Below are 12016 nucleotides of genomic sequence, written 5' to 3' on the forward strand. Positions count from 1 at the left end.
GACAGACCCGACACGCGCGCGTAGAGCCGGAAACGGCCTCTACGCGCGCGTGCTGTTTTTGCGGACGCCGACTGCGGCTGCGGCGGGGACGATCCGGCTACGACGCGAACGCCTCGCACACCGCGTCGTACTCGCGGGTCCACCACACGGCGAGCGCCGAGGCGGCCGGGAACTGGGGATCCGCGCGGGTGTCGCCGCGTTCGTAGTGCCAGCGCAGCATCCAGAAGTCGTTGAGGCGTTCCCACCACACGCGGTGCACGGCCGCCGCGAGCTGGGAGGGCGTGGCGCCGGCCGTGCGCCGGTACGCGTGCGCGTACGCCCGTACCTTCGGCAGGTCCAGCGCGCCCGCGGGGCGTACGAAGAAGATCGCGGCGGCGCGTACGGCCTCCTCCGCGCGCGGGCGCAGGCCGAGCCGGTCCCAGTCGACGATGGCGGCGGGCGCGTCGCCCTTGTAGAGCAGGTTGAACGGGTGGAAGTCGCCGTGCACCCAGCCGACGCAGGCGCCGTGCGGGGGGCGCCGGTCGGCGTGCTGCTCCAGGAGCGCCCGGCGTTCCAGGAGGCGGTGGCGGGCCAGTTCGTCGAAGGAGTCCGGCGGGTGATGGCGCCGTACCCGCGTGAGCAGGTCGTCGATCAGGGTGAACGTGTCCTCGGGGTCCGCGCTGTCGGCCGACTCGTCGCACGCGCGCGGGGGGCGCGGCATCACGCGCTCCAGGCTCGCGTGGACCACTCCCAGGAGCGCCCCGAGGCGCTCGCACTGGGTGGTGGTGAGCTGGCCGCCGTTGCGGTGGCGGCCCTCGACCCACGGGTGCAGGGCGTAGGCGTGTCCGCCGACGACGGCGACCGTACGTCCGTCGCGGCCGGTCAGCGGCGGGGCGACCGGGACGCCCAGGGCGGCCAGGCGCTGGGTGGCCCGGTGCTGGCGGGCGATGGCGACCGGGTCGGCGGTCTCGGGGTCGAAGTGGTGTTTGAGGAAGTAGCGACCGCGGGTCGTGCGCAGTCGGTAGCCCCGGTTGAGCAGGCCCTGTTCGACGGGCTCGCAGGTGACGGCGGAACCGGCGCCGTACTGGCGCAGCAAGGGCTCCAGCGGGGGCGCGTGAGGCAATCGGGGTGGTAAAGGGGAGCGCGGCACGCGCCAGATGCTAGGGCACGAGCCGGTGCCTTGACCTGGGCTTTGTCACACTCAGTCCCTTTCGGTCACAGTGTGTGCTCGAAGTGGCGTTCCAGGCCGCCGTCCATCGAGTGGACGGTCCCGAACTGCGGCTCGACGCGCAGATAGACGGGCTCGTACGGCTCACCGTCCACCAGGCGGGGCGCCGGGCCGAACCGCTCGGTCTCGGCGGCGGTCGGTTCGTACGCCGTGCACGCGCCCACGACCTGCACGGTCCACAGGCTCTCGCCCGGCCGCGCGAAACCGAGGTTGTCCGAGCCGTACGCCACCACCGTGCCGACGCAAGCCCGGTCGTAGCCGCAACTTCTGGGCAGCCGCAGCAGTACCCGGCCGTCCTCGACGATATGCCGGGCGAAGGCGAGGAAGGGCAGGGCGCGCACGCTGGTGGCGATCCGGCCGTGGTCGCTGCGGGCGAGCAGCTCGACGGCGAGCTTGTCCGCGGAGAGCGCGTCGGAAGGCATCTCGGAGGGTGCTTCGGAGGGCATGCGTTCACTGTGCGGGCGGGACAAGCGAGATAACAGGGACATAAGTCCCCAATGTTTCCGCGCTCAGTGCTTCTCCGCCTGCAGCCGTGCCACGTACGCGGCCGCCTGGGAGCGCCGCTGCATACCGAGTTTGGCCAGCAGGCTCGACACGTAGTTCTTGATCGTCTTCTCGGCGAGGTGCAGCTGCTCGCCGATCTGGCGGTTGGTGAGGCCCTCGCCGATGAGGTCGAGGATGCGGCGCTCCTGGACGGTGAGGTTCGCGAGCCGTTCGTCGCCCCGCGCGGTGCCGCCGTCGCGCAGCCGCTCCAGCACGCGCGCGGTGGCGACCGGGTCGAGCAGGGACCGGCCGGCCGCGACGTCCCGGACGGCGCTCAGCAGTTCGGTGCCGCGGATGGCCTTGAGGACGTATCCGGAGGCGCCCGCCATGATCGCGTCGAAGAGGGCCTCGTCGTCCGCGAACGACGTCAGCATCAGGCACCGCACCGACTCGTCCTGGGAGCGGATCTCCCGGCACACCTCGACGCCGCTGCCGTCCGGCAGCCGTACGTCCAGCACCGCCACGTCGGGCCGGGTGGCCGGAATCCGTACCAGCGCGTCGGCCGCCGTGCCCGCCTCGCCGACCACCTCGATGTCGTCCTCGACCGAGAGGAGCTCGTGGACACCGCGCCGGACCACCTCGTGGTCGTCGAGCAGGAATACCCTGATTTTTCCCTCTTCGCGCACATACGCAGTCTCACACAGGGCCTGAAGCATCGCCCGAGGGGAACTCTTCCCGTGACCTGGGTCACCGAGATAACGTGCCGTTGTTCCGGCCCCCTGCAAGGCTGTGACCAGGAAGAGTTCCCGACTTTCGCGATTTACTTGGATATCCAAGCAAAATCGCAGGTCAGGAGGGGTTTCACAGAAATGTGGAGCACTGGGTAACGTGCCTTCTGCAGGGCGCTCGCCGGGGCACCTGTCACGCCTGTGTCCCAGTAGGCCGCACCCACCCCGTGCGTCCGTGGGACCAGGTGAGCCGCACTGGCGCCCGGCGAACCCGGGTAGCCGGACCGACGGAGGAGCACACGTGACCGTGGAGAGCACTGCCGCGCGCAAACCGCGACGCAGCGCCGGAGCCAAAAGCACGGCCGGCAAGCGAACGACCGCAAAGAACGCGCCGAACGCCGAACCGGAACTCGTCCAGCTGCTGACGCCCGAGGGCGAACGCGTGAGGAACACCGAGTACGACAAGTACGTCACCGGCGTCACCCCCGAGGACCTGCGCGGCCTGTACCGCGACATGGTGCTCACGCGCCGCTTCGACGCCGAGGCCACCGCCCTGCAGCGCCAGGGCGAGCTGGGTCTGTGGGCCTCGCTGCTGGGCCAGGAGGCCGCCCAGATCGGCTCGGGGCGCGCCCTGCGCGACGACGACTACGTCTTCCCGACCTACCGCGAGCACGGCGTCGCCTGGTGCCGCGGGGTCGATCCGACCAACCTGCTCGGCATGTTCCGCGGCGTGAACAACGGCGGCTGGGACCCCAACAGCAACAACTTCCACCTCTACACGATCGTCATCGGCTCCCAGACGCTGCACGCCACCGGCTACGCGATGGGCGTCACCAAGGACGGCGCCGACAGCGCGGTCATCGCCTACTTCGGCGACGGCGCCTCCAGCCAGGGCGATGTCGCCGAGTCGTTCACCTTCTCCGCGGTCTACAACGCGCCGGTGGTGTTCTTCTGCCAGAACAACCAGTGGGCGATCTCCGAGCCGACCGAGAAGCAGACGCGGGTGCCGCTCTACCAGCGCGCCCAGGGCTTCGGCTTCCCGGGCGTGCGGGTCGACGGCAACGACGTGCTGGCCTGTCTCGCGGTCACCCGGTGGGCGCTGGAGCGGGCCCGCAGCGGCGAGGGACCGACGCTCGTGGAGGCGTACACCTACCGCATGGGCGCGCACACCACCTCCGACGACCCGACGAAGTACCGGGCCGACGAGGAGCGCGAGGCCTGGGAGGCGAAGGACCCGATCCTGCGCCTTCGCCGGTACCTGGAGGTCTCAAACCACGCGGACGAGGGATTCTTCGCGGAACTCGAGACCGAGAGCGAGACGTTGGGAAAGCGAGTGCGCGAGGCGGTCCGTGCCATGCCGGACCCGGACCACTTCGCCATCTTCGAGAACGTGTACGCGGACGGGCACGCGCTCGTCGACGAGGAGCGGGCCCAGTTCGCCGCCTACCAGGCGTCGTTCGCGGACGCGGAAGGGGGCAAGTGACATGGCGACCGAAACCGTGACGGCGAAGACCATGGCTGTCGCCAAGGCGATCAACGAATCGCTGCGGCACGCCCTGGAGACCGACCCCAAGGTCCTGATCATGGGCGAGGACGTCGGCAAACTCGGCGGTGTCTTCCGGGTGACCGACGGGCTGCAGAAGGACTTCGGCGAGAGCCGCGTCATCGACACCCCGCTCGCCGAGTCCGGCATCGTCGGCACGGCGATCGGCCTCGCGCTGCGCGGCTACCGCCCGGTGGTGGAGATCCAGTTCGACGGCTTCGTCTTCCCGGCCTACGACCAGATCGTCACCCAGCTCGCCAAGATGCACGCGCGCTCGCTGGGCAAGGTCAAGATGCCGGTCGTCGTGCGCATCCCCTACGGCGGCGGCATCGGCGCGGTGGAGCACCACTCCGAGTCCCCGGAGTCGCTGTTCGCGCACGTGTCGGGCCTCAAGGTGGTCTCGCCGTCGAACGCGTCGGACGCGTACTGGATGATGCAGCAGGCCATCCAGAGCGACGACCCGGTGATCTTCTTCGAGCCCAAGCGGCGCTACTGGGACAAGGGCGAGGTCAACCCCGAGGCCATCCCCGGCCCGCTGCACAAGGCGCGGGTCGTGCGGCCGGGCACGGACCTCACGCTGGCCGCCTACGGTCCGATGGTGAAGCTCTGCCAGGAGGTCGCCGACGCGGCGGCCGAGGAGGGCAGGTCCCTGGAGATCCTCGACCTGCGCTCCATCTCCCCGCTGGACTTCGACTCCATCCAGACGTCGGTGGAGAAGACCCGCCGGCTGGTCGTGGTCCACGAGGCGCCGGTGTTCTTCGGCTCCGGCGCGGAGATCGCCGCGCGTATCACCGAGCGGTGCTTCTACCACCTGGAGGCACCGGTCCTCAGGGTCGGCGGCTACCACGCCCCGTACCCGCCGGCCCGCCTGGAGGAGGAGTACCTACCGGGCCTGGACCGGGTGCTCGACGCCGCCGACCGCGCCCTGGCGTACTGAGGAGAGGGTCGTGACGACGATGACGGACACGTCCGTACGCGAGTTCAAGATGCCGGACGTGGGCGAGGGGCTCACCGAGGCGGAGATCCTCAAGTGGTACGTCCAGCCCGGCGACACGGTCACCGACGGCCAGGTGGTCTGCGAGGTCGAGACGGCGAAGGCGGCCGTCGAACTGCCCATCCCGTACGACGGGGTGGTGCGCGAGCTGCGCTTCCCCGAGGGCACGACGGTCGACGTGGGCACGTCGATCATCTCGGTGGACGTCTCGGGAGGCGGGGCTGCTCCTACGGAGGCTCCCGCCGAGGCGTCGGCCGAGGCGCCGGCCGAGGCTCCCTCCGCTGCGACGGAGGAGGCGAAGCCGGCGGCCCGCACGCCGGTTCTTGTGGGCTACGGCGTCTCCACGTCCGCCACGAAGCGGCGCCCGCGCAAGGGCTCGGAGGCCGCGGCTCCTGAGGGCGCCCAGGCGATCCAGTCCGAGCTGAACGGTCACGGGGGGACGCCCACCGTCGAGGTGGCCCGCCCGCTGGCCAAGCCGCCCGTGCGCAAGCTGGCCAAGGACCTCGGCGTCGACCTGAACACGGTGAGGCCGTCGGGCCCGGACGGCGTCATCACGCGCGAGGACGTGCACGCGGCGGTGGCCCCGGCGCCGGTCACCGCGCCCGCTCCTGCTGAGTCGGCCCCCGCGCCGGTGCCGACCTACGACACGGCCCGTGAGACCCGTATCCCGGTCAAGGGTGTGCGCAAGGCGACGGCGGCGGCGATGGTGGGCTCCGCCTTCACCGCGCCGCACGTCACGGAGTTCGTGACGATCGACGTGACGCGCACGATGAAGCTGGTGGAGGAGCTGAAGCGGTCCGATGAGTTCGCGCTGGAGGGGCTGCGGGTCAACCCGCTCCTCCTGATCGCCAAGGCCCTGCTGGTCGCCATCAAGCGCAACCCGGACATCAACGCGTCCTGGGACGAGGCGAACCAGGAGATCGTGCTCAAGCACTACGTCAACCTGGGCATCGCGGCGGCGACCCCGCGCGGCCTGATCGTCCCGAACATCAAGGACGCCCAGGCCAAGACGCTCCCGCAACTGGCCCAGGCCCTGGGCGAGTTGGTGTCGACGGCGCGGGAGGGCAAGACGTCCCCCGCCGCCATGCAGGGCGGCACGGTCACCATCACCAACGTCGGCGTCTTCGGCGTCGACACCGGCACCCCGATCCTCAACCCCGGCGAGTCCGCGATCCTCGCGGTCGGCGCGATCAAGCTCCAACCGTGGGTCCACAAGGGCAAGGTGAAGCCCCGCCAGGTCACCACCCTCGCCCTGAGCTTCGACCACCGCCTGGTGGACGGGGAACTGGGCTCCAAGGTCCTCGCGGACGTCGCGGCGATCCTGGAACAGCCGAAGAGGTTGATCACCTGGGGATGACGTCCACGCCGGCGTGAGTCGACGCCGACGAACATGGAAGGGGCCCGCCGCGGTTGCGGCGGGCCCCTTTCTCACGTGGCGGGTGTCAGCCGATCTTCGCGAAGCCGTAGTTCAGGAGCTTCGTGGCGTCGGTGGCGCGCTGGGTGGCGTTGGTGGAGGCGAGGACCGTGCCGTAGACGGTCTTGCCGTTGCGGGTGGCGGCGAAGACGAGGCAGTACTTGGCCTCGGCGCCGGAGCCGGTCTTCACGCCGATCGTGCCGCTGTAGCTGCTGAGCAGGGTGTTCGTGTTGGTCCAGGCGGCCATCGTGCGGGTGGAGCCCGTCTTGGTGATGGTCTTCGCCGTGTACTTCTTGGTCTTGACGACCGTGCGCAGCGTGGAGCTCTTCATCGCGTTGCTGGCGAGGACGGTCAGGTCGCGCGGCGTCGAGTAGTTGCCGCCGTTGCCGATGCCGTCGAACGAGTCGAAGTGCGTGTTCGTCAGGCCGAGGTTCCTGGCCGTGGTGTTCATCTTGCCGATGAAGTTCGACACGCGCTTGGCGCGCGTCGAGCCGGTGCCGAACTTGTCCGCGAGCGCGTAGGCCGCGTCACAGCCGGACGGCAGCATCAGCCCGTACAGCAGCTGACGGACGGTGACCTTGTCGCCGACGATCAGGTGCGCCGAGGAGGCGCCCTTGGAGACGATGTAGTCGCTGTAGGCCTTCTGGATCGTGACCTTGGCGTCGAGGTTCAGGTTCGACTGCGAGAGCACGACCTTCGCGGTCATGATCTTGGTGGTGGAGCCGGTGGAACGCTTGGTGTTGGCCGCCTTGCTGTACAGCCCCTTGCCGTTGGCGTTGTTCATCACGTAGCCGCCCTTGGCGACGATCGTGGGCGTGGTCACGGCCTGCGCGGGTGCCGCGGTGAGGGCTCCGGTCGCGAGCATCGCGCCGGACGTGATGGCGACGGCTGCGGCTCGGCGGATACGAACGCCCTTGATGCCGGTTATCAACTGAGATACCCCGATTACGTCGAATGCCCCTGCGGTGCGGCCAAGTTGAGGGGAGAGAAGATCGGGCCGCACGTGTCTGACACGTATGTAGCACGGATGGTTGTGCGACAGCTGGGGCGGGTCTGCTTCCGTGACGCGGTCATTACAGAAGGGGCCGCTACCGGACACCGGGGCACCCGGAAAAGGCGGTTACCGGCCGGGCGGCTCGTCCGGATGGCGGACCCGCTCTCCTCATGCGTACGTGTTGTATCTAAGATGTCCCCATGGCTTCCGCACCACCCGCCCCGTCCCCCACCGTCAAGCAGCCGCCCGCCGCCGACCGCGTCTACTCCCATGTCAAACAGGGCGTCCTGGAGCGCCGGTACGAGGGCGGCACCCTGCTCACCGAGGGCGAGCTCGCCGAAGCCGTCGGGGTCTCGCGGACACCCGTGCGCGAGGCGTTGCTGCGCCTTGAGGTCGAGGGGCTGATCCGGCTCTACCCGAAGAAGGGCGCGCTGGTCCTGCCCGTCTCCTCGCAGGAGATCGCGGACGTGGTGGAGACCCGGATGCTGGTGGAGCAGCACGCGGTCCGCAAGGTCGTACCGGCCTCACCGACCCTCATCGCCCGGCTCGAGGAGCTCCTCGCCAGGCAGAAGGAGCAGGCCGCCGCGGGAGACCTGGCCGGCGCCGCCGTCACCGACCGCTGCTTCCACGCCGAGATCGTCCGCAGCGGCGGCAACGAGATCCTGTCCCGGCTCTACGACCAACTCCGCGACCGGCAGCTGCGGATGGGCGTCGCCATCATGCACTCGCACCCCGACCGCATCGCCAAAACGCTCACCGAGCACGAGGCGATCCTCGACGCGCTGCGCACCGGCGACGCCAAGGCCGCCGCCGGGATCGTGCACCAGCACGTCGACTGGTTCTCCCACCTGGCCCGGGGCGAGGTCCGATGAGCGTCGGCAGTTCGCGCTCCGCACTGTCCCTGCCCGGCGATCCCCCCGGTGGCCGGCGCGCCATCGCCGTCTGGGGCATCGGCGTCTCCGTCTACTTCGTCGCCGTCATCTTCCGTACGTCCCTGGGGGTCGCCGGCCTCGACGCGGCCGACCGCTTCCACGTGGGCGCCTCCGCCCTGTCGACCTTCTCGATCCTCCAGCTGCTGGTCTACGCCGGCATGCAGATACCCGTCGGCCTCCTGGTCGACCGCCTCGGCACCAAGAAGGTCCTGGCCATCGGCACCGTCCTGTTCACGGCCGGACAGCTCGGCTTCGCCTTCTCCCCCTCGTACGGCACCGCCCTCGCCTCCCGCGCCCTGCTCGGCTGCGGCGACGCGATGACCTTCATCAGCGTGCTGCGCCTGGGCACCCGCTGGTTCCCGGCCCGGCGCGGCCCGCTGGTCGCCCAGCTCGCGGGCCTCGCCGGCATGGCCGGCAACCTGGTCTCCACGCTGGTGCTGGCCCGGCTGCTGCACGGCGTCGGCTGGACGGCCGCGTTCGCGGGCAGCGCGCTCGCCGGTGTGGTCGTGTTCGTCCTGCTCCTGCTGTTCCTCAAGGACCACCCCGAGGGCCACGAACCGGAGCCCTTCCCGCACCAGGGCGCCGCCTACGTCCGCCGCCAGATCGCCGCCTCCTGGCGCGAGCCCGGGACCCGGCTCGGCCTGTGGGTGCACTTCACCACGCAGTTCCCGGCGATGGTGTTCCTGCTGCTGTGGGGCATGCCGTTCCTCGTCCAGGCCCAGGGCCTGTCCCGCGCCACGGCCGGTGAACTCCTCACCCTGGTCGTCCTGTCGAACATGGCCTTCGGCCTCGTCTACGGCCAGGTCGTGGCCCGGCACCACGCGGCGCGGCTGCCGCTGGCGCTCGGCACGGTGGCGGCGACCGCGACGGTGTGGGCGGTGACGCTGGCGTACCCGTCCGAGCACGCCCCGATGTGGCTGCTGATCGTGCTGTGCACGGTGCTGGGCGCGTGCGGACCCGCCTCGATGCTCGGCTTCGACTTCGCCCGCCCCGCCAACCCGCCCGAACGTCAGGGCACGGCCTCCGGGATCACCAACATGGGCGGTTTCGTCGCCTCGATGACGACCCTGTTCGCGATCGGCGTGCTGCTGGACGCGACGGACGACGACTACAGCATCGCCTTCTCGGTGGTCTTCGTCCTGCAGGCCCTCGGCATCAGCCAGATCCTGCGCCTGCGCAGGCGGGCGGCCCGCCGGGAGCGGGAGCGGCTGGTGGCCAGCCGGGTGGAGACGGTGCACGTACCGGCGTGAGCCGGGCGGAGGCGGTGCGCGCACCCGTCCCCCCGGCTCAGGGCAGGGTCATACGGCTGTGGCCGACGGCTACTGCGTCACCGTGAAGTTCCGCAGGATCGCCCCCGTCAGCTCCGGATCGCCCTCCGCCTTCACCCGGTCCGCCGCCGCGTCGAGCGACACCCGGCCGCAGGCCAGGCGGACGTACGTCTCCCAGTCGAGGGTGAAGGTCGCGGCGGGGCCGAGCGCGGGGGCCGTCTCCAGGGTGCCGCGGCCCTGGATGTCGACGCGGATGGTGCGCAGGAACTCGATCGGACCGTGCACGTCGAAGACGATCGCCGAACTGCGCGGCGCGTCCGCCTTCTCGGCCACGATCGCGGGCAGTGCGTCGAGCAGCACGTCCCGGGCGACCTGCGCGCCGGGGGAGTCGAGGTTGCCGGGCCGGCCGAGGGCTGCGCGCAGATCCTGCTCGTGCACCCAGACGTTGAACGCGTGGGAGCGCATGGACTCTTCGAGGGTCAGCTCGGTGCCGAGGGGGGCGCGCACCTTGGCGCCCGGGTCGCGCGACTCGTTGCGCAGCTGCCGGTTGCGGCGGATGATCACGTACTCCAGCTCGGAGGTCATCTCCGGTGCCGTGTGGTGGCGGCGGACGTCGACCTGCATCTCCATGTAGCGCTGGTGGTCGTTGCCGACGTGGTAGAGGTCGCGCGGGAGGGTGTGAATCGGGCGCGGGTCGCCGAGCATCTCGCAGTCCAGCCCGATGACATGGGAGACCACGTCCCGCACCGACCAGGCCGGGCACGGAGTCCGGCGGTTCCACTCGCCCTCCACAAGCGGCTGGACCAGCTCGGATATCGCTTCGATGGAGTGGGTCCAGGCGTCGGCGTAGGGCTGGAGAGTGGGATGCAGACTCACGGAAACGGGACCCCTCGGCGGTCGGTACACGGGCTGGTTGGCGTCGTTGCCAGTGGGAGGTGGCTGCGCTGGGTGGGTGTCTTGAACCGCTAAGTTACGCTGCTGTGAGGCACCCCGGCAGTGCTTTCGTGTGACGATCGTAGGCCTGTGTGGACGGCTCGAATGCCAGGACGGTGGTAGTGTGCGCGCCTCTCTGCTCCAACTCGCCGTAGAACAGGGCGAATCGGTCGAATCACGTCGGCAGAGAGCGGCTTCTCTGGTACGTGACCAGGCCGGGGCCGATCTGGTCGTCCTGCCGGAGCTGTGGACCACCGGGGCGTTCGCCTACGAGGAGTTCGGCACCGAGGCCGAACCGCTGAAGGGCCCCACCTACGAGGCGATGGCCAAGGCGGCGAGCGACGCGGGCGTGTGGCTGCACGCGGGCTCGATCCCGGAACGTGCCGGGTCCGACGGTGACTTGGCGTCCGGCTACGCATCGACGACTGACGGTGACTTGGCGTCCGGTGGTGCACCGACGCCTGACGGTGACTCGGGTTCCGGTGAAGGTCCGCTCTACAACACCTCGCTCGTCTTCTCCCCCTCCGGTGAACTGGCCGCCGCCTACCGCAAGATCCACCGCTTCGGCTTCGACAAGGGCGAGGCCGTGCTGATGGGCGCGGGGCGCGACCTGGTGACGGTCCGTCTGCCGGACACGGTCCTCGGCCTCGCGACCTGCTACGACCTCCGTTTCCCCGAACTCTTCCGCGGGCTCGTCGACGCGGGCGCCGAGACCCTGGTGATCCCGGCGGGCTGGCCCGAGCGCCGCCGCTCCCACTGGACGCTGCTGGCTCAGGCACGGGCGGTGGAGAACCAGTCGTTCGTCCTTGCCTGCGGAACGGCCGGGACCCACGCCGGAGTTCCGCAGGCGGGTCACTCGATCGTGGTCGATCCCTGGGGCGAGGTCCTGGCGGAGGCGGGCGCGGGCGAGGAGGTCCTCACCGTCGAGTTCGACCCCGCGAAGGTGGGCGTGACGCGGGAACAGTTCCCGGCGCTGAAGGACCGGTTGCTGGGACTGGATCCGCCCCGCCGCTGACCGCGCATCGGAGTCGACCGGCCTCGACGCGATCGGCACCGGCATCTCACACCCCGTCAAGGAGCGCGGAGAGCCCGTGCTCCAAGGCAGGGCCCACCGCCTCCGCCCCCGGCTCGGTCACCGTGTACGACCTCAACAGGAACCGGCGCAGATCCGCCGTCCTGAACCGCAGCATGGCCACCCCGTCCGCCGAGTGCAGCTCCACGATCGTGTCCGTCGGTCCGCACGGCCAAATGTGCACGCTGCCAAGGCCGGTGGTGGTGCCCAGCCCCTCCTCCAGCAGCGCGCGGGCGAAGGTCCACGTCACCGGCTCGCCGTCCAGCGCTATCCAGGCCGGAAACGCGAAATGCACGGCGAGCGGGTCGTCGGAGGTGTACCGCAGGGTGACGGGTACGGCCAACTCCTGATCGCGGGTGATCAGTCGGGCCCCGGTGGGCTGGTCGAGGGTGACGTACACGGATGGCCTCCAAGGCGGGCGAGAGGCCGGCGAGTTGGGGCGGTGTGA

General features: G+C 70.3%; 12 protein-coding genes. 6 read left to right on the forward strand and 6 right to left on the reverse strand.

Annotation, left to right across the window (positions count from 1 at the left end; all coding sequences use genetic code 11):
* Window positions 1-97 precede the first annotated feature (97 nt).
* The 3 genes from ACIQI8_RS29955 to ACIQI8_RS29965 form a co-directional block, all read right to left on the reverse strand.
* Window positions 98-1102 carry a phosphotransferase gene (locus tag ACIQI8_RS29955; protein ID WP_402356848.1) on the reverse strand — a complete coding sequence of 335 codons (1005 nt, stop codon included), beginning with the start codon at window positions 1100-1102 and terminating at the stop codon, window positions 98-100.
* 92 nt (window positions 1103-1194) lie between these two features.
* A complete protein-coding gene (locus ACIQI8_RS29960) occupies window positions 1195-1629 on the reverse strand; it encodes a pyridoxamine 5'-phosphate oxidase family protein (RefSeq protein WP_402357946.1) in 435 nt (144 codons plus the stop codon).
* Window positions 1630-1716: 87 nt separating this feature from the next.
* A complete protein-coding gene (locus ACIQI8_RS29965; protein ID WP_402356851.1) occupies window positions 1717-2376 on the reverse strand; it encodes a response regulator in 660 nt (219 codons plus the stop codon).
* Window positions 2377-2719: 343 nt separating this feature from the next.
* Here ACIQI8_RS29965 and pdhA point away from each other — a divergent pair, with 343 nt between their 5' ends.
* From pdhA to ACIQI8_RS29980, 3 genes are read left to right on the forward strand one after another with little or no spacing between them, the layout of a single operon-like run.
* Complete coding sequence (gene pdhA, locus ACIQI8_RS29970; RefSeq protein WP_402356855.1) at window positions 2720-3901, forward strand: pyruvate dehydrogenase (acetyl-transferring) E1 component subunit alpha; 1182 nt, start codon at window positions 2720-2722, stop codon at window positions 3899-3901.
* 1 nt (window position 3902) lies between these two features.
* Window positions 3903-4898, forward strand: a complete 996-nt coding sequence (locus tag ACIQI8_RS29975) for an alpha-ketoacid dehydrogenase subunit beta (RefSeq protein WP_402356858.1) — start codon at window positions 3903-3905, stop codon at window positions 4896-4898.
* Between the two features lie 10 nt (window positions 4899-4908).
* Window positions 4909-6312 (forward strand): dihydrolipoamide acetyltransferase family protein, encoded by a 1404-nt coding sequence (locus tag ACIQI8_RS29980; RefSeq protein WP_402356861.1) that lies wholly within the window; start codon window positions 4909-4911, stop codon window positions 6310-6312.
* An 85-nt stretch (window positions 6313-6397) separates the two neighbouring features.
* On the opposite strand, the gene ACIQI8_RS29985 is transcribed toward ACIQI8_RS29980, so the two are convergent.
* Window positions 6398-7300 carry a D-alanyl-D-alanine carboxypeptidase family protein gene (locus tag ACIQI8_RS29985; RefSeq protein WP_402356864.1) on the reverse strand — a complete coding sequence of 301 codons (903 nt, stop codon included), beginning with the start codon at window positions 7298-7300 and terminating at the stop codon, window positions 6398-6400.
* Between the two features lie 263 nt (window positions 7301-7563).
* Between ACIQI8_RS29985 and ACIQI8_RS29990 the strand changes: the two genes are divergently transcribed.
* Window positions 7564-8235 (forward strand): GntR family transcriptional regulator, encoded by a 672-nt coding sequence (locus ACIQI8_RS29990; RefSeq protein WP_402356867.1) that lies wholly within the window; start codon window positions 7564-7566, stop codon window positions 8233-8235.
* Entirely contained in the window at window positions 8232-9545 is a 1314-nt protein-coding gene (locus ACIQI8_RS29995; RefSeq protein ID WP_402356870.1) for a nitrate/nitrite transporter, read from the forward strand. The genes ACIQI8_RS29990 and ACIQI8_RS29995 overlap by 4 nt, the downstream gene beginning before the upstream one ends.
* A 69-nt stretch (window positions 9546-9614) precedes the next feature.
* Here ACIQI8_RS29995 and ACIQI8_RS30000 read toward each other — a convergent pair whose 3' ends face one another.
* Complete coding sequence (locus ACIQI8_RS30000) at window positions 9615-10439, reverse strand: maleylpyruvate isomerase family mycothiol-dependent enzyme (protein ID WP_402356873.1); 825 nt, start codon at window positions 10437-10439, stop codon at window positions 9615-9617.
* 181 nt (window positions 10440-10620) lie between these two features.
* Between ACIQI8_RS30000 and ACIQI8_RS30005 the strand changes: the two genes are divergently transcribed.
* Window positions 10621-11511, forward strand: coding sequence for a carbon-nitrogen family hydrolase (locus tag ACIQI8_RS30005; protein WP_402356876.1), 891 nt, complete (start codon window positions 10621-10623; stop codon window positions 11509-11511).
* Window positions 11512-11557: 46 nt separating this feature from the next.
* Here the strand turns inward: ACIQI8_RS30005 and ACIQI8_RS30010 are convergent, their stop codons facing one another.
* Complete coding sequence (locus ACIQI8_RS30010; RefSeq protein ID WP_402356878.1) at window positions 11558-11968, reverse strand: SsgA family sporulation/cell division regulator; 411 nt, start codon at window positions 11966-11968, stop codon at window positions 11558-11560.
* Window positions 11969-12016 lie beyond the last annotated feature (48 nt).

It is taken from the genome of Streptomyces sp. NPDC092369, assembly GCF_044755245.1.
In the GTDB taxonomy this organism is placed as follows: domain Bacteria; phylum Actinomycetota; class Actinomycetes; order Streptomycetales; family Streptomycetaceae; genus Streptomyces.